Below are 18,679 nucleotides of genomic sequence, written 5' to 3' on the forward strand. Positions count from 1 at the left end.
TATTTTTTTAAATTATATTTAAATAATGAGTAAAAAATTATTAATTTTTATACATTTTTGTTATAATATTATAATTTATGCATTAATTTAATTAGACTAATATATTTAAATAACAATAATTTTTTATTCAAAATTTTTCATATCTAATTTTTTTTTTAATATATTAAATTTAAAATATATCAATGTTTTAGAAACAATTAAATTAGGTAAATTAATTAAAAATTTTTAAACTAAAATAAAATTATTTATATTGGAGTTTGCTGATGCGTGACAACAGTCCAAAATCTATTAATATTTTATTAAAAACACTGAATAATTCTTATAATTCTTCGTTATCACAAATACAGCAACATGCAGTAAATTTATTTAAACTGAATAGTCAAGTTCTTACTTTACTACCAGTCACTATACGTCCTTGGTGCAGAGTCGCTAATTTTACTAAAAGTAAAATAATATTAGAAACAGCTAATGCTAATTTTATGATAATTTTACAACATCACAGAACATTGTTAATAAAAAATTTACGTAAAAATTTTTTACCTTTATTATCTTCTATGAATATTAAAATTCAGCCATCTCTAGCTATAATAGAACAATTAGATATACATCATAATATAAAACTACAAATTAATAAAAACAAAAATTTAGTTAAGTCACCAACAATTGTTTTAAGTGTTAAAAGTGCAACATTTATTCGTAATGTTGCAGCACATAGTGAAGGTAAATTACGGTTAAGACTAGAGCAGTTAGCTAACATAGCACATAGCATAGACTAAAAAAAAGTAAATGAATGATTGATATATATATAATTATTGCTATGTAATTGATTTACCTTAATCAGCTTGCTTACGTAAAAAAGCTGGGATATCTAAGTAATCTGTTTCTTTAATATTATGTAATTTATTTTCATTTACTACCTTTGCTGTAATTTTATTTTCTTGATATATAGGCATACTATAAGGATTATTGCTATAACGATTATCTATAATCGTTGGATTATTTTTCTCGTTAACAAAATCAGTTATTTCTTGGTTTTTTTCAAGACCTATCCCAGTTGCAACAACTGTAACACGTAGTTCATCATTCATATTTGGATCAAGTGAAGTACCAATCACTACAGTAGCATTATCAGAAGCAAAAGAACGTATTGTATTACCCACTATTTCAAACTCATCTAGTCGTAAATCAAAGCCTGCAGTTATGTTAACTAGTACACCTCTAGCCCCTGATAAATCAATATCTTCTAACAATGGACTAGAAATTGCTATTTCTGCGGCTTCTTCAGCACGATCTTCTCCACAAGCAACACCAGAACCCATCATAGCATATCCCATTTCTGACATTACTGTACGTACGTCGGCGAAATCTACATTCATTAATCCTGGGCGGGTAATTAGTTCAGCAATACCCTGTACCGCGCCTTTTAATATGCTATTAGCAGCACCGAAAGCATCTAATAATGAAATTCCTTTACCTAAAACTTTTAATAATTTATCATTAGGAATAGTAATTAACGAATCTACATGCTTTGATAGTTCAGAAATCCCTTGTTCAGCAAATGCCATACGTTTTTTACCTTCAAAATGAAAAGGCTTAGTTATTACCGCTACTGTTAATATCCCTATATCTTTTGCTACTTCAGCAACTACTGGTGCAGCTCCTGTGCCAGTACCCCCACCCATACCAGCAGCAATAAAAACCATATCTGCGCCTTCTAAAGCGTCACGTAGTACTTCACGATCTTCTACCGCAGCATTTCTGCCTACTTCAGGATTAGCACCAGCACCTAACCCTTTAGTAATATTACTACCAATTTGTATTGTTTGGCCGACTGTTATTTTACGTAATGCTTGAGCATCAGTATTAACTGCAAAAAAATCCACTCCTTCGATGCATTCACGCACCATATGTTCTACAGCATTACCACCACCACCACCTACTCCTATTACTTTTATCACAGCATCATTAGTTAATTCCATGGGTTCAAACATCATTTTTCTCCTAAAAAACTAAAATTCCTTTCTTAGCCAGCAGCTAATTCGCTTCCACCAAGTACTTACTAAAGTATTTTTATTTGTAGTAATATTATTATTACTACTATTCATACGATATTCTTTACCATAATGTAGTAGCCCAACAGCAGTTGCATAATCAGGTTCCTGAGCATAATCCATCAAACCAGTAATATTTAGTGGCTGTCCAATTCTTACCTGAGTATTAAATACTTGTTGTGCACAATATAATAGACCATCAATTTTAGCTGCACCACCAGTTAATACTATACCAGCTGATATATGATGCTTAACTCCTTGCTTGCAAAGTTTTTCTTGCAGTTTACAAATGTCATGTTTAACTAAATGCAGTAATTCTATATAACGAGATTCAATGACCTCAGATAATTTTTTACGCTGTAATTTATGTAAATAATGTCCTCCAATACTAACTTCTAATGTTTCTTCTTTACTTACTATAGTACTATACGCACAACCATAACGCATTTTAATATATTCAGCATCGATAGGTTGTGTAGATAAGGCATATGCAATATCACTTGTTACTGTATTTCCTGCATATGGAATTACCTTAGTATGACGTAAAGCTCCATCTGTATATACTACTATATCCATAGTAGTACCTCCAATATCTACTAAACACACTCCTAATTCACGTTCATGTTCAGTAAGAACAGCATAGCTGGATGCCAGTCCAGAAAAAATTAGTTTATCAACTCTTAGTCCGCAGTTTTTAACTACTTTAATAAGATTCTTAGCCATATCATGATGATAGGTAATTATATGAACTTTAGCTTTAATTCTTACTCCAGATAGACCAACTGGATTTTTAATTCCTTCTTGGAAATCAATATCGTAATCTTGTGGTATAACATGCAAAATTCTTTGTTCGTCACTGACCCGTACTGATTGAGCAGTATGTACTACATTTTCTACATCTTCTTCAGTTACTTCTTCATCTAAAATAGGAACTATTCCAATTTCATTTTGACATGTAATCTGTTTACCAGATAGTGCAAGATAAACAGAAGAAATCTTACAATCCGCCATAAGTTCTGCTTGATCAATAGCGCGATGTACACACTTAACGACAGCTTCTAAATCATTGACACCACATTTGTCCATACCTCTAGATGGACAACTACCTACACCAATGATATTAATAACTATGCCATCAGGTAAAATATCTCCTACTAGGACAGCGATGTTAGTTGTACCAATATCTAATCCTACTACTAGTTTTCTTTCTATTGCTTTGATCATTGTTATTTTACCTATACCCAACCAAATGCTTGATTATATCAATGATTATGAATTGATTTATAATCTATTAAAGCTGGTAACCAGCCTACAGCAAAACCTGATTGATATCTAAAATCTACATAACTAATACGTTTATTAATTGTCAAAGCTTGCTGAATAATGATTGGATACATTTTGATAAAACACTTTAAGCGCTGATGACTATTTGTTCTGCCTAATATTAGGTTAATATCATCTTGTAAAGTTAATTGCCAAGAATTACTTTTACTAAAACTAACTTTTTTTAACTTTAATTTAGCAGCAGTAAGCAATGGATTGATACTTAGGTAATAATTAAGTACATGTTTTTCACTATTTTTTGGGCCGAATAGCATTGGTATTGAATTTATATGAAAAATTACACGAAATATATTTCCATCATGATCTAACATAAATAAATTATTCCAGTATGCTACTGGTTCATATTCTACTAAATTAATATTTAATTGATCCGGCCACTGTTTACGAACACTTACTTCTTTAATCCATGGAAGCTGCTTAAGCTTGTTATGAATAATATTTACGTTTTGTTTCATAAAGTTATTTTTTGCTCCTAGTGCCATAATATTATTCAGAATATTCTCTTTATTAGTATAGTGAAGCTTTCCTATAATTACGACCTTGGATAAAGGTAAACAGTGATTATTTAGCCATAATACTACGATAACACAGTTCAACACTATGAAGCTCAGAACAAATAAGAAACATGTTATACCTATTATTTTATTATATATTAAGTAGTAATATTTTATTTTATTTAATTTATTAACTGTATATTTATACATAATCTAATAACTATTTTCTTAGATTTAGTAACTGTCCTGATAATTATCAGGTTGCATATTATGATTAGCTAGTTTTCTTGCTATTTTTCCTACTGAGCCAGCTCCTTGCATTAATACTAAATCATTATCTTGCAAAAATGTTGCAAGTATTTTAGGTAATTTATGTAAATTAATATTTGGTATTAACATAGGTTTAATTTTTCCATTACTACGTATAGTACAACATAGTGATAGACTATCTGCTCCTACTATTGGTCTTTCCCCCGCTGGATACACATCTAGCATAATTAGAACATCAACACTAGACAAAACATTGACAAAATTTGTATATAAATCTCTAGTACGAGTATATCGATGTGGCTGAAAAACCATAACGATACGTTTATTAGGCCATCCGGTACGCGCTGTTTGTATAGTAGCATCTACTTCAGTAGGATGATGACCGTAATCTTCTACTAACATAACTACGCCTTCTTTACCGTTAATATTTTTTAAAAAAAAATGACCAAGTTCATCGAACCTGCGTTCGGTCCCTTTAAATTTTAATAGTGCTTGTGAAATAATATTTTCTTCTATTCCTTCTTCTATTGCTACCGCAATAGCAGCTACTGCATTTAATGCATTATGCCGTCCAGGAGTATTAAGTACTATATTAATAGTAGGTTTATTATTTCTATAAATAGAAAAATTACCGCGTAAACCGTTCTGGTTATAGTTGATAATACGTAAATCTGCATTTTTGCTAAAACCATAAGTAATAATTTTTCTATTTATAGAAAGTAAGATACTCTGGATCGCTGGATCATCTATACACATTACGGCCCAACCATAACATGGTAAATTATGCAAAAATTTAATAAATGTTTGCTTTAAAAGATGAAAATTACTTTGATATCTATCAAGATGATCTGTGTCAATATTAGTAACAATAGCAACAATAGGTTGTAAATATAGGAAAGAAGAGTCACTTTCATCTGCTTCGGCAATTAAATAATTTCCAGAACCTAAATAAGCATATCTACCTACTGATTTTACTAAACCACCATTAATAAAAGTTGGATCTAAGCCAGCTTCTACGTAGATACTAGCTACCATAGCTGTAGTAGTAGTTTTACCATGTGTACCAGCAATAGCAATACCATGCCTTAAACGCATTAATTCAGCTAGCATCTCTGCACGCGTTATAACTGGAATATGCTTTTTTTTAGCTGCTATAATTTCTGGATTATTAGCACTAATAGCGCTAGATACTACAACTATATTAGCTTGATTAATATTTTCTGGACTATGATTAAAAATAATTTTTACCCCTTTTGCTATTAATTCTTGCGTAATAGCATTAGGGGCTAAATCAGAACCGCTAATTTGATAGCCTTGACTAGCAAGCACTTCAGCTAGGCCACCCATACCTACACCGCCAATTCCGATAAAATGAATGTACTTATTTCTTAGTATCTTAGTAAATTTTTTTTTCATTAAATTATTACATTATCATGATATCTCTCAGAGAATAGATACTATATTTAATAGAATTATTTATTAAATTTATTATTTAATAGTAGTAATTAATTGATGTGCAACTTTTTCTGTTGAATCTGTTATAGCTAAACTTCTGGCACTTTGTGCCATTTTAAGTAATTTTTTATGATTCAAACTGCAGATAATATTAATTATATTATCTGCAGTAAATTTAGATTGTTCAATAATTTTAGCAGCTCCTACTTGTTCTAGTAGCCTTGCATTAAAATACTGTTGACGATCTTTATGCATAAATGGAACAAAAATAGCTGGTAGACCAACAATTGCTAATTCACTTACTGTTAATGCTCCAGAACGACATATTACAAGATCTGCCCATGCATAAGCCGTAGCTATATCATCTATAAATTCTACAATTTTATATTGTGTTTCTCTTACAGCAGAATAAGCTTTTTGTACTTCTGCTATTGCTCCCTTACCTACTTGATGCCAAAAAGTACACATATAAAATAGCTTTGCTGCAACATCAGGTAAAATTTTATTAAGTATAATTGCACCCTGACTACCACCAATTACTAATATTCTAATTAGGCCAGTTCGACCCCGCAAACGTAAAGATGGTTCTGGTAATTCAATAATTTCTTTACGTACTGGATTTCCTACTATATGGGCATTAGGTAAAGCACCAGGAAAGGCTTGTAATACTTTATTAGCAATTTTAGCTAACCAGTAATTAGTAAGTCCTACTATCCTATTTTGCTCATGTACTACCAAAGGAATACCACATATCCAAGCAGCTAACCCTCCTGGTCCAGAAATATATCCTCCCATACTAAGAACTACATCTGGCCGCCATTTCTGCATAATTCTTTTTGACTTTAGTAAAGCACTTAAAATATAAAATGGAGCTAGAATTTTTTTTTTTAAAACTTGACCGCGTAATCCATATAGATAAATAAAATGTCCTTTTATTTTATATTTTGATAGTAAATAAGAGTCTATATTATTAGATGTACCTAACCAAAGTATTTCCCAACCTTGTGAAATTAGGTAATTAGCAACAGCTAATCCTGGAAATATATGTCCACCTGTACCACCAGCTATTACTATTAATTTTTTTGAATTTATCATACTTATCTTACTTATCTTATAAAGGCCTGATATTGAGAAATACGTATTTCAAAATCTATTCTAATCAATATCATTATTGCTGTTAACATTACTAAAAAACTGGATCCACCATAACTAATTAGTGGTAATGTTAGTCCTTTAATAGGTAAAATACCAGAAACTGAACTTAAATTAAATAAAGCTTGAAAACTAAACAACATACCAATAGCATAAGCTAAAAAACCAGAAAAAATTTTATTAATTAACAGTGCTTTCCGTCCGATAAACATAGCGCGGAATGATAGAAAAAATAACATAAATAAAGTAAATAAAACACCAATAAAACCTAACTCTTCGCCAATAATAGCAAAAATAAAATCTGTATGAGCTTCAGGTAAATATTCTAGCTTATGTACTGAATTACCTAAGCCCTGACCCCAGCATGCACCTCGTCCAAAAGCCATTAAAGATTGAGTAAGCTGATAACCACTACCGAATGGCTCTTGCCAAGGATTCCAAAAAGATATTACTCTTTTGATACGGTAAGGTTCAGCTATAATTAAAATAATAACAGCAAACATACCTGAAAAAATTATAGAAAAAAACTGCCATAACTTAGCTCCAGCAATGAAAAGCATTGCTAATGTAGTCATAAGTAAAACTACTACTGTTCCTAAATCAGGCTGTAATATTAAAAGAACTGCTAAAATAACCATCACACCCATAGGTTTAAAAAAACCCCATAAGTTAGTACGTACTTCATGAACTTTACGTTCTAAATAGCTCGAAATATAAAACAATAAAACAAGCTTTGATAATTCAGATGGTTGAATATGTAATAATCCAAATTTCAGCCAACGCGATGCTCCATGTGCTACACTACCTACTAGTAATACTAGTACTAACATAAATATTATGATAAATAACATCATGATGCTATAACGCTGCCAAAAATCTATTGAAATTTGTAATATAAACAGCGATAAAAAAAAAGTGATAATTAAATAAAATGCTTCATTTTTACAAAAGTAAAATGGAGATTGAAACATTCGTACTCCAATAGGCATGGAAGCTGATGTAACCATTATAAAACCTAAACAAGTTAACCCAATAGTTAACCATAACAATAATCTATCATATAGCATTACTTGATGTTGTTTTTGCGATTTAGTATTAAATATCACTATGCACTTAGTTATAAATTTAGCAAACATATGAGGTAACATTAGCTAATATCAAGTACTAATTTTCTAAAAGCTTTTCCGCGTACTTTAAAATTAGCAAATTGATCTAAACTAGAGCAAGCAGGTGATAATAGTACGACATCTCCTGGTTTAACTTTTTTTTCTATGATATACATTGACTGTGCTAATGTTTCAGTAGTAGTTGCTACATTAGGTTTTAATGCCGCTAGCTTGTTACAATCTTTTCCAAAACAATATAGCTGTATATTGCTGCTACTTTTTAGTAAATGTAGTAAAGGTGATAAATTTGCTAATTTAGTATCACCACCAAGTAAAAGATGTAATTTTCCCTTTAAATTAAATTGAAATTCATTAATAGCTACTGTAGTACTACCTACATTGGTAGATTTTGAGTCATTAATCCAACGTATTCCTTTACTGTCTAAAACAAGCTCAAGGCAATGCGATAAACCAACAAAAGTACGCAAAACTCTTAAACAGGCTTTACGAGGAATATATACTTGTTCAGCTAGTGCTAAAGCTGCTAGCGCATTAATCTTATTATGTATCCCAAACATTTTAATTTCATTGCAATCTAGTAATGGTTCACCATAAGCCATTAACCATTGTTTACCATTTTTGTAACCTATACTATAATAACCAGATTTAGCACCAAAACTAACTATAAATTGTTTTGATTTATTTTTGTAGTCAACTAATGGAAAAGTAATCGGATATGCTGTATTCACTACAGCAATATCCGCATGTTGATATATTTTTAATTTAGCTGAAAGATATTGCATGAAACCTAAAGGATAACGATTCATATGATCTTCACTAATATTTAAAATAGTTGCTACTGCTATTTTTAAATTTTTAGTAATTTCTAGCTGAAAACTAGATAATTCTAATACATATAACTGATAATAGTTTTCTAACATTAATAAAGCAGGGTTACCTATATTACCACAAACTCCAACTTTTATACCAGCTGCAGTAGCCATTTGTCCCACTAATGTAGCTACTGTACTTTTACCATTAGTACCTGTTATTGCAACAACAGGTGATTTAACCTCACGTAAAAATAATTCAATATCTCCAACTATCTCTATTCCTATTTTAGCAGCAGCTTGAATTTCTGGATGATATAAAGATATACCAGGACTAATAACGATAAGATGTGATTTAAACAGCCAATCTTTATTTAGATAACCTAAACAATATTCTACATGTTTAGGTAGATTATTTAATTCAGGCGGGTGATAATTAGTATCCATTACCCTTGGTAATATTCCCTTCTTAAGAAAAAAATTAACACAAGAGATACCGGTTATACCTAATCCAATAATAATAATATTTTTATTATGATAATTCATAAAACATTATATTCACAGCATTAACCGCATGTTAAGCGTAGCTAATCCAAGTAATACTAAAACAATAGAAATAATCCAAAAACGTACAATAACGCGTGGTTCAGGCCAACCTTTTAGTTCATAATGATGATGAAGAGGTGCCATACGAAAAAGTCTCTTTCTGCGTAGTTTAAATACACTAACTTGTAAAATAACTGATAGTGTTTCTAATACAAATAACCCGCCCATAATAAATAGTAACAATTCTTGACGTAAAATTACAGCAATAGTACCAATTAATCCACCTAAAGCTAGTGCTCCTACATCCCCCATAAAAACTTGCGCAGGATATGTATTAAACCATAAAAATCCTAAACAAGCACCAACAACCGCAGTACAAACTACAACTAATTCACTAGCAAAGCGAACATAGGGAATATGTAGATAACTAGAAAAATTGATATTACTTGTAAAAAAAGCTACAAATGCAAGACCAGCTGCAACAAATACTACTGGCATAATTGCTAGACCATCTAGTCCATCTGTAATATTAACTGCATTACTAGAACCCACAATCACAAAATAAGTTAATGCTATATACCATAGTCCTAGTTGCGGCATCATGTGTTTGTAAAATGGAATTACTAATTGTGTATATGCTGGGTTTTTTTGACCTAAAAAAAACATAATCAATGCTACAGTTAATGCTATAACTGATTGCCAAAAATATTTCCAGTAGGCAATTAAACCATGGCTACTTTTGAAGAGTATCTTACGGTAGTCATCTATAAATCCAATGATACCATAGCCTATAAAAACAAAAATTACACACCATATATAAGGATTAGATAAGCAAGTCCACATTAATACAGATATAAAAATAGATAGCAAGATCATTATACCCCCCATTGTTGGGGTACCACTTTTACTATAGTGCGACTTAGGTCCATTATTGCGTACAACTTGACTAAGTTGTAATTTATATAAAAAAGATATAAAATATTTTCCTATAAAAATAGAAATAAATAAAGAAGTTAATAAACTAACTATTGCACGACAAGTCAAAGATGAAACAATAGGAACATTATAATCACATTTTATCATATAATTAGCAGACCAAACTAACATTTAGTTTGCTCCTGTAAATTACGTACTACCTTATCCATGGCAAAATATCTTGATCCTTTTACTAAAATAGTTATTAACTTATATTTATCAATAAATTCATTAAGACGATCAAGCAGTTGAGCTTTATCTGTAAAATGTTCTCCTAATTTGCTAGCAGAACTAATCATTTTACTCATATTTCCAAAACTTAGTATTTTATTTATACCTACTACCATAGATATAGATATACCAACCTGTCTGTGGTATTCTATTTCTCTAGAACCTAACTCTGCCATATCGCCAACTACCATAATTTTATAGCCTGGCATTTTAGCTAAAACATGCGCAGCTGCAAGCATAGAACTAACGTTAGCGTTATAACTATCATCAAGTAACAGTTTACCTACACCTAATCTAATTGGAAATAATCTACCTGGTATCGCTTTTGTATTCGCTAATCCAGTTTTAATTTCTGATAACGTTGCCCCAACAGATAATGATAATGCACTAGCAGCTAAAGCATTATTTACATTATGTAGTCCTACTAATGGTAATTGTAATCTGCAATTACCCTGTGGACTATGTAAAGTAAATATAGTATTTAATTTATTAAAATTAGTAATTATTTTAGTAGCAAAAAAATTATTTTTTTTATTAAAAATTTTATTTAGTGAAAAACTCCATACTCGATTCGAACTTAAACCTAGTTTCCAGTTTGCCCAATTATTACTATTAGCATTAAAAATAATTACACCATTGTCTAGTAATCCCTTAAAAATTTCTCCTTTTTCTTGGGCAACATTAGCCAGTGAACCAAAACCAGATAAATGAGCAACTGAAATATTATTCACTAAAGCAGTGTTAGGACGTACTAAACTAGTTGTCCAGGAAATGTCTCCAATACAATTAGCACCTAATTCAATAACTGCGAAATCATCTTTATAAGTTAGTTTTAATAAAGTAAGTGATACGCCAATATCATTATTTTCATTTTCCTTTGTTGCTACTACCTGCCCACATTGACGTAATATAGATGTGGTCATATTTTTTACAGATGTTTTACCAGAAGAACCAGTAAGTGCTATTACTTTAGTAGGTACCTGCTTCCTAACCCAAGCAGCTAATGTTCCTAAAGCTAAGCGCGTATCATTTACTATTAGTTGTGGTATGTGTATTGGTAACTGACGACTAACTAATATAGCACTAGCTCCAGATAATACTGCATGTTTAGCAAAATTATGAGAATCAAATCGTTTGCCATGAAGTGCTATAAACATACAGTGATCACTAATATTACGAGAATCGATAGTTACCTCTTTAATAATAGGATTGACACCTATTATATTAGCATTAATAATTGGTGCTATTTCATGTAATAGAAATGGAATCATTACATCACCTATAATCCTAATATTTTAGATACAGTTACACGATCAGAAAAATAGAAATGTTTATTACCTATAATTTGGTAATTTTCATGACCTTTACCAATAATAAGTACTAAATCTTTAATTTTAGCTTGCATGATAGCAATCTTAATGGCTTTATAACGACATGATATAACTTTAGCACAGTTAATATTAATTAATCCGCTCTGAATAGATTCTATAATATTCTTCGATAATTCCAAACGAGGATTATCATTTGTGATGATGATATTATCCGCATACTTTTCAGCAATAGCACCCATTAACGGCCGTTTACCTTTATCACGATCACCACCACAGCCGAATACACACCATAATTTACCATGACAATAACGTTTTGCTGCTACTAATACATTTTTTAATCCATCTGGAGTATGTGCATAATCAACTATTACCTTAGGAAAATTTGGTGCAGAAAAAATTTCCATACGACCGCAGACAGACTGTAATTGACCTGCAGTTTTTAGTAGCGCAGGCAATGAATACCCTAATGATAGTAAGGTAGCTAGTGCAAGTAATATATTACTTACGTTAAAGTCTCCTATTAACTTACTATTAAGTAAGCCATGTCCCCAGCAAGAATTAAATAAAATATCTATACTATCATCATTATAACTTACAGTATCTGCACACAACCAATCACCTTGCCAGTTATTTGGAAGTGAACCTCTAGCTGAAACAGCAATCGCTTGAGGTAAATGTCTTAACCAACGATAGCCAACAAGATCATCAGCATTAATAATACGTTTACAGACTTTTAATTCACTAAATAACTTCCATTTTGCTTTTTCATAAGACTTCATATTTAAGTGATAATCTAGGTGATCACGACTTAGATTAGAAAATACTGCTGCTGCAAAATATAGATCAGTAACTCTGTATTGTACTAAACCATGAGAAGATACTTCTATTGAAGTAAAATTTACTCCCTGTTCGTAAAATAATTTCAATAAACGCTGTATATCAATAGCTGAACTAGTAGTATTAGTAGAATAAATAATATTATTAAATAATCCGTTACCTATTGTACCCATAACTGCGCTTATATCACCTAACAGGTGAACCCAATTAGCTAGTAAATGGCTAATTGTTGTTTTACCATTAGTACCAGTTACACCAATTAAGCGTAGAGAAAGTGATGGCTGCTGATAAAAACGTCCTGCTAGTGCAGATAAAATCTGATTTAGATTATCTAAATAAATAATAGGTATTCCTTTTAATTCATATATTTCACCATGTTTGGCTTGACCTTTAGCTTCAGCTATTACTGCAGCTACTCCTTTTTCAATAGCTATTGAAATATATTTACGTCCATCAGTTTTATGACCAATATTTGCAATAAATACATCTCCAGATTTTGCTGTAAAACTATTAATACTCATACCACTAATAACACATTCACATGTTACGGTCTGTACCCATGGCATCACTAGCTCACTTAAAGTAATATGTGCCAACGTTAAATTACCTAATTATTTATTTTATTATTTAATGTTTTTAATATTATTAATTTCATAGACATTATCTGGTTTGATATTAAAATCACGCAATACTTTACCCATAATTGAGCCAAATACTGGTGCGGACACCAATCCACCATAGTAGGAACCATTTTGCGGATTATTAACTACTACAATTAGTGCAAAACGTGGATTACTTGCAGGTGCCACTCCTACAGTATAAGCAACATATTGATTAATATACTTACCATCTTTGCCAACTTTTTTTGCTGTTCCAGTTTTAATTGCGATTCGATAGCCTTGAATAGCAGCTTTAATACCTCCCCCGCCAGGTAGCGCAACACTTTCCATCATATGTAATACTTTACTAACTATAAATTTTGGAAAAATTCTTTCTCCTTTAACTGGCATGTTTACTTTTAAAATAGATAGCGGACGTAATATGCCTAAATTACCTATAGTAGCGTATACTCTTACTAATTGTAGCGTGGTTACCATAACACCATAACCGTAAGAAAAGACAGCTGTTTCTATGTCAGATAAATTTTTTTTCTTTGGATATACACCAGAACTTTCTCCTACTAATCCTATATTAGTAGTTTTACCTAAACCAAAAAGAGAGTATGTGTCCAAAATAGCTGTAGATGGCATTGATAATGCTAATTTAGAAATACCAATGTTACTAGACTTTTGTAATATTTCTGTTATTGATAATTTATTATGTTGAACTACATCTTTTATTTTATGACCTTGAATTATATAAGGCATAGTATTGATAACACTATTTTCGTTTACTATTCCATGTTTTAGTGCAGCAATTATCACCATAGGCTTTACCGTGGAACCAGGTTCAAACACATCAGTAATAGCTCTATTACGCATTAATTCCATATTAATTCCAGTTAAATTATTAGGGTTATAAGATGGACTATTAGCCATAGCAAGAATTTCACCAGTCTCAATATCAATCAAAACTGCTGTCCCAGCAAAAGCTTTATTACTAATAACAGCATTATTTATTTCACGGTATGCAATTGCTTGTAATTTGTCGTCGATACTTAGTACAATATTATGCGCTGCCTGACTATTAACTAATGAGATATCTTCTATCACTCTACCTAATCTATCTTTACGTACTATACGTTCTCCTGGCTTTCCGGTAAGCCATTTGTCAAAACTTTTTTCAACACCTTCAATACCTTGGCTATCGATATTAGTAATACCTATCAAATTGGCAGTCACTGATCCAGAAGGATAATAACGGCGTGACTCTAGTCTTAGATAAATACCAGGTAAGTTTAGTTTATTAATATAGTTTCCAATAGTAGGATTAACCTGACGTGCTAAATAAACAAAACGTATTTTCTTATTAGAAGAAAAAATACGTGATTTTAGTTCATTGAAAGGAATAGATAATACATCAGAAAGTATTTTCCAACGGCTATCTGTTTTAATGATACCACCATGATTAGAAATTTCTTTAGGATCTGCCCAAATAGCGTAAGCTGGTACACTAATTGCCAGTGGACGTCCATAACGATCACTTATCATTCCACGTACAGTAGGTACTTGCTGAACTCGTAAAGATCGCATATCTCCTTCATGTATTAATTTTTTTGGATTAATTATTTGTATATATATTAATTTTGTTAATAATATTAATACTGCTATAATCAGTAAATAAAATAGTAAGGAGAAACGCAAGCTAACAAAGTTAGTTTTATTAAAATTTATATTTTTTTTTATTATCATAGCTTAGCTTATACAAATTGAATTAAATAATAATTATTAATTAATGGATCAAAACTATTTTCTCTTTTGATGGATCTATATGTTCCATATTTAATTGTTTTCTAGCAATAGCTTCTATACGACTGTGATCAGCTAATACGTTTTCCTCAATAAGTAAATTACGCCATTCAATATCAATCATTTCTTGTTCTAATATCATTGTTTCACGTTCAGTAATCATTTTACGAGTATAATATGTGATAGTAACTACTAAAAGCGCAGAAATTAGTACTAAAATAAGTAAAATTAATGATAATTTTCCATGATTATATAAATCACTACTAATAATACCAATCAAACTGTATCTTTCTTTACTCATGAGATGATAATAATCATATTAATCGCTTCTCTGCAAATCTAAGCAAAGCACTACGTGCTCTAGGATTTTCTCTAATTTCTTTTACTGAAGGATGTATTTTTCCACAACTTTTTAATTTTAAATTTGCATTTAAGTTAAATTTTTCTTTAATCTGTTTTTCTGTAAGTGGTAGACCATTAGGTAACGGTGATAATTGACTATTTTTACGAATAAAATATTTTACTATTCTATCCTCAATAGAATGAAAACTAATTACTACTAATTTTCCTCCTACTGCCAATATGTCTAAAGCGCCATTTAGTACTAAATTTATCTCATTTATTTCATTATTAATATATATTCTTATAGCCTGGAAACTACGGGTAGCTGGGTGTTTATACTTATTACTATATGGAATAATCTTAACTATTAATTCTGCTAGTTCACGAGTACTAGTGATTTTTTTTTTACGATTTTTTTCAAAAATAGCCTGGCCAATACGTTTTGCAAATTTTTCTTCACCAAATGTTTTTAATACATAAGCAATATCTTTTGCTGAAGTTGTTGCTAACCAATCAGTTGCAGATTGTCCGCAGGTATTATCCATACGCATATCTAGTGGTCCATTGTTTGTAAAAGAAAAACCTCTTTCAGGATCGTCTAATTGAGGTGAAGAAACGCCAAGATCTAATAAAATACCATCTATACACCCTAGTAAATTTAGTTTTGTTATATACTCAGTAATAGTAGAAAATGGAAGTTTTACAATGTTAAAACGTGAATCAGTAATAGACATTCTAGCTGCTGCTATAGCTTCTGGATCGCGATCTATAGCTAATAAACGTCCTTTTTTACCTAATTTAGATAAAATGAGATTAGAATGCCCCCCACGCCCGAAAGTACAATCTATATATATACCATCTGATTTTACAGATAGCGCGTTTACGGCTTCTTGCAATAAGACAGGATGATGTTGATACTTAATTTTTGATACATTCATCTTTAAAAATTATATTTTTTTTATATTAAAAATTATATCATTTTTAATTTAATTTGTAGTACTGCGCTATATATTATGTATTATATAAATAATATTTATTTAACTCCAATAAAGCTGATAATTAATTAAATTTTTTTAGTAAATTACTTAATAATATTTATTATTTTTTTAGTCTTTATCAATGAATGCATAATATTATCATTATTTTATTATCGATAAACTCTAAAAGTTTAAACATAGTACTTTAATTTATTCATTAATCAAACTCATAATATAGTAAAATATTCATTACTATGAAAACATGGAGTTAAAATCTTACTAATATATTAGTATATATTAAAATATATAGTAATTAATTAATACTATTAAAATAAATTTTTATATTTAATAGTATCATTAAAGTGAAATAACTATTTTTTTAATAGTAATGTAAATTAACTTTATTAAAATTGTATTAATTTTGATGATAATAATCATTATTTGTGATTAATAACTCTAGGTAATGATTCATCAGTACGTAAAGTAATAATTTCGCAGCCGTCTTCAATAACGACTATAGTATGCTCATATTGAGCAGATAAGCTATGATCTTTAGTTTTAACAGTCCAACCATCATTCATAGTACGTATTCTATAGTCACCAGCATTTACCATCGGTTCAATTGTAAATGCCATACCTGATTTTAGTATTACTCCACAGTCATCAATGTCATAATGTAGCACCTGAGGTTCTTCATGAAATCCTTTACCTATTCCATGTCCGCAATACTCACGTACAACTGAAAAATTAGCTGATTCAACTACATTTTGAATAGTTTTACCAATAGTACGTAAACTAATACCAGGACGCACTATACTTATAGCTAAGTACAAACTTTCTTTAGTAATTCTACACAATCTTTCACCGATAATAGTAGGCTTACCTACTATAAACATTGCTGATGTATCTCCGTGAAATCCGTCTTTAATAATTGTAACATCAATATTTATTATATCTCCGTCTTTTAGTTTTTGGTCGTAGCTAGGAATACCATGACAAACTACATCATTAACAGAAATACATACTGATTTAGGAAATCCATAATAGCCAAGAGATGCGGAATTAGCCTGTTGTTTTTTCGTGATATGCTCATGACAAATCAAATCAAGTTCTCCAGTACTTATACCAGGTTTGATATAAGGTTTGATTACTTCTAGAACTTCAGCGGCTAGCTGACCTGAAATACGCATTTTTGCAATATCTTCAGTGGTTTTAATTATTATCGACATAATTATCTCAAGAGTTAAATACTGTTATAAATACAATGCAAAATTATGATATCAGCTTAACCTAGTACTACAAAATAATTATTATTTACTTGAAAAACTAAACATTTAGTAGAGTATAAATTATGTTTATGTTATAAATTACTCTAAAAATGTATTAATTATTAAATATATAATAATTTATTAATATATTAATTAAAGCATAGAAGTACTATACCTGTAATCGTAAAGGCTATAGTTAACCGTATTGGATACTTCTAAGTATAAAATATATATATAATATTACTAATATTACAAATTGACATAGAGGTTTTATATGGCAACTGTTTTTATGCGTGATATGTTTCAAGCAGGTGTTCACTTTGGTCATCAAACTAGATACTGGAACCCTAAAATGAAGCCGTTTATATTCGGTGCACGTAACAAAATTCACATAATTAACCTAGAACAAACTGTACCGATGTTTAATGAAGCTTTAGCTGAAATAAAAAAAATAGCCTTACGCAAAGGAAAAATATTGTTTGTAGGAACGAAAAGAGCAGCAAGTGAAGCAATAAAAGATGCTGCGACAAGTTGTGATCAATTTTTCGTAAACCATCGTTGGTTAGGTGGAATGTTGACCAATTGGAAAACTGTTCGTCAATCCATCAAGCGCTTAAAAGAATTGGAAAATCAATCTAAGGACGGGACATTAGAAAAACTAACTAAAAAAGAAGCAATGATACGCACTCGTCACTTAGAAAAATTAGAAAATAGTCTAGGTGGAATTAAAAATATGGGTGGTTTACCAGATGCATTATTTGTTATTGATGCAGAACACGAACATATCGCAATTAAAGAAGCAAATAATCTTGGTATTACAATTTTTGCCGTAGTTGATACTAACACAAACCCGAATGGTATAGACTTTATTATTCCAGGAAATGACGATGCTATTCGTGCTATAAATCTATATTTAACTGCTGTAGCTAATTCTATACGCGAAGCTCGTAATTCTAATACAGCAGCATTATCAGATAATGAATTAACTAACTAATACTAGTATTTTATTATACTAGTTTTAACTAGATTATTTTTTATCTAAATGCTATTTAGTGTGGAGAT

At 30.4% G+C, this 18,679-nt stretch carries 15 protein-coding genes and 1 pseudogene; 2 read left to right on the top strand and 14 right to left on the bottom strand.

Features of this window, described 5'->3' with window-relative positions:
* The first annotated feature begins 263 nt into the window (after positions 1-263).
* Positions 264-776 carry a DUF721 domain-containing protein gene (locus AB162_RS02220; RefSeq protein ID WP_053097119.1) on the top strand — a complete coding sequence of 171 codons (513 nt, stop codon included), beginning with the start codon at positions 264-266 and terminating at the stop codon, positions 774-776.
* A 57-nt stretch (positions 777-833) separates the two neighbouring features.
* On the opposite strand, the gene ftsZ is transcribed toward AB162_RS02220, so the two are convergent.
* From ftsZ to map, 14 genes and pseudogenes are all read right to left on the bottom strand, one after another.
* Positions 834-1,991, bottom strand: a complete 1,158-nt coding sequence (gene ftsZ, locus AB162_RS02225) for a cell division protein FtsZ (protein WP_053097121.1) — start codon at positions 1,989-1,991, stop codon at positions 834-836.
* Positions 1,992-2,009: 18 nt separating this feature from the next.
* Positions 2,010-3,275, bottom strand: a complete 1,266-nt coding sequence (ftsA, locus tag AB162_RS02230; protein WP_053097124.1) for a cell division protein FtsA — start codon at positions 3,273-3,275, stop codon at positions 2,010-2,012.
* A gap of 38 nt (positions 3,276-3,313) precedes the next feature.
* On the bottom strand, positions 3,314-3,991 hold the full coding sequence (locus AB162_RS02235; RefSeq protein WP_260080493.1) for a cell division protein FtsQ/DivIB: 678 nt from the start codon (positions 3,989-3,991) through the stop codon (positions 3,314-3,316).
* 132 nt (positions 3,992-4,123) lie between these two features.
* The gene (murC, locus tag AB162_RS02240; RefSeq protein WP_082239283.1) at positions 4,124-5,575 is read right to left on the bottom strand and encodes a UDP-N-acetylmuramate--L-alanine ligase; all 1,452 of its coding nucleotides are present in this window, start codon (positions 5,573-5,575) and stop codon (positions 4,124-4,126) included.
* Between the two features lie 72 nt (positions 5,576-5,647).
* Positions 5,648-6,709, bottom strand: a complete 1,062-nt coding sequence (gene murG, locus AB162_RS02245) for an undecaprenyldiphospho-muramoylpentapeptide beta-N-acetylglucosaminyltransferase (RefSeq protein WP_053097127.1) — start codon at positions 6,707-6,709, stop codon at positions 5,648-5,650.
* Between the two features lie 11 nt (positions 6,710-6,720).
* Complete coding sequence (ftsW, locus tag AB162_RS02250) at positions 6,721-7,872, bottom strand: cell division protein FtsW (RefSeq protein WP_420021808.1); 1,152 nt, start codon at positions 7,870-7,872, stop codon at positions 6,721-6,723.
* A gap of 41 nt (positions 7,873-7,913) precedes the next feature.
* Complete coding sequence (gene murD / locus AB162_RS02255; RefSeq protein ID WP_053097131.1) at positions 7,914-9,248, bottom strand: UDP-N-acetylmuramoyl-L-alanine--D-glutamate ligase; 1,335 nt, start codon at positions 9,246-9,248, stop codon at positions 7,914-7,916.
* Positions 9,249-9,260: 12 nt separating this feature from the next.
* Positions 9,261-10,355 carry a phospho-N-acetylmuramoyl-pentapeptide-transferase gene (mraY, locus tag AB162_RS02260; protein WP_053097135.1) on the bottom strand — a complete coding sequence of 365 codons (1,095 nt, stop codon included), beginning with the start codon at positions 10,353-10,355 and terminating at the stop codon, positions 9,261-9,263.
* The gene (gene murF / locus AB162_RS02265) at positions 10,349-11,725 is read right to left on the bottom strand and encodes a UDP-N-acetylmuramoyl-tripeptide--D-alanyl-D-alanine ligase (protein WP_053097137.1); all 1,377 of its coding nucleotides are present in this window, start codon (positions 11,723-11,725) and stop codon (positions 10,349-10,351) included. Before murF ends, mraY begins: the two co-directional genes overlap by 7 nt.
* A gap of 8 nt (positions 11,726-11,733) precedes the next feature.
* The gene (gene murE, locus AB162_RS02270) at positions 11,734-13,218 is read right to left on the bottom strand and encodes a UDP-N-acetylmuramoyl-L-alanyl-D-glutamate--2,6-diaminopimelate ligase (protein WP_053097139.1); all 1,485 of its coding nucleotides are present in this window, start codon (positions 13,216-13,218) and stop codon (positions 11,734-11,736) included.
* A gap of 66 nt (positions 13,219-13,284) precedes the next feature.
* Positions 13,285-14,973, bottom strand: a pseudogene (gene ftsI, locus AB162_RS02275) (peptidoglycan glycosyltransferase FtsI); the annotation flags it as partial.
* Positions 14,974-15,013: 40 nt separating this feature from the next.
* The gene (gene ftsL, locus AB162_RS02280; protein WP_053097142.1) at positions 15,014-15,331 is read right to left on the bottom strand and encodes a cell division protein FtsL; all 318 of its coding nucleotides are present in this window, start codon (positions 15,329-15,331) and stop codon (positions 15,014-15,016) included.
* A 13-nt stretch (positions 15,332-15,344) separates the two neighbouring features.
* A complete protein-coding gene (rsmH, locus tag AB162_RS02285; protein ID WP_053097144.1) occupies positions 15,345-16,310 on the bottom strand; it encodes a 16S rRNA (cytosine(1402)-N(4))-methyltransferase RsmH in 966 nt (321 codons plus the stop codon).
* Between the two features lie 476 nt (positions 16,311-16,786).
* A complete protein-coding gene (gene map, locus AB162_RS02290) occupies positions 16,787-17,578 on the bottom strand; it encodes a type I methionyl aminopeptidase (protein WP_053097147.1) in 792 nt (263 codons plus the stop codon).
* Positions 17,579-17,891: 313 nt separating this feature from the next.
* Between map and rpsB the strand changes: the two genes are divergently transcribed.
* Positions 17,892-18,611, top strand: coding sequence for a 30S ribosomal protein S2 (gene rpsB / locus AB162_RS02295; RefSeq protein ID WP_053097149.1), 720 nt, complete (start codon positions 17,892-17,894; stop codon positions 18,609-18,611).
* Positions 18,612-18,679: the final 68 nt, after the last annotated feature.

Source organism: Candidatus Palibaumannia cicadellinicola, from assembly GCF_001269425.1.
Classification (GTDB): domain Bacteria; phylum Pseudomonadota; class Gammaproteobacteria; order Enterobacterales; family Enterobacteriaceae; genus Baumannia; species Baumannia cicadellinicola_A.

What these genes read in the sequence shown, in the direction of transcription:
- AB162_RS02220 (WP_053097119.1), top strand. Translation starts at nt 264, where the DNA reads ATGCGTGACAACAGTCCAAAATCTATTAATATTTTATTAAAAACACTG.
- ftsZ (WP_053097121.1), bottom strand. Translation starts at nt 1,991, where the DNA reads ATGTTTGAACCCATGGAATTAACTAATGATGCTGTGATAAAAGTAATA.
- ftsA (WP_053097124.1), bottom strand. Translation starts at nt 3,275, where the DNA reads ATGATCAAAGCAATAGAAAGAAAACTAGTAGTAGGATTAGATATTGGT.
- murC (WP_082239283.1), bottom strand. Translation starts at nt 5,575, where the DNA reads ATGAAAAAAAAATTTACTAAGATACTAAGAAATAAGTACATTCATTTT.
- murG (WP_053097127.1), bottom strand. Translation starts at nt 6,709, where the DNA reads ATGATAAATTCAAAAAAATTAATAGTAATAGCTGGTGGTACAGGTGGA.
- murD (WP_053097131.1), bottom strand. Translation starts at nt 9,248, where the DNA reads ATGAATTATCATAATAAAAATATTATTATTATTGGATTAGGTATAACC.
- mraY (WP_053097135.1), bottom strand. Translation starts at nt 10,355, where the DNA reads ATGTTAGTTTGGTCTGCTAATTATATGATAAAATGTGATTATAATGTT.
- murF (WP_053097137.1), bottom strand. Translation starts at nt 11,725, where the DNA reads ATGATTCCATTTCTATTACATGAAATAGCACCAATTATTAATGCTAAT.
- ftsL (WP_053097142.1), bottom strand. Translation starts at nt 15,331, where the DNA reads ATGAGTAAAGAAAGATACAGTTTGATTGGTATTATTAGTAGTGATTTA.
- rsmH (WP_053097144.1), bottom strand. Translation starts at nt 16,310, where the DNA reads ATGAATGTATCAAAAATTAAGTATCAACATCATCCTGTCTTATTGCAA.
- map (WP_053097147.1), bottom strand. Translation starts at nt 17,578, where the DNA reads ATGTCGATAATAATTAAAACCACTGAAGATATTGCAAAAATGCGTATT.
- rpsB (WP_053097149.1), top strand. Translation starts at nt 17,892, where the DNA reads ATGGCAACTGTTTTTATGCGTGATATGTTTCAAGCAGGTGTTCACTTT.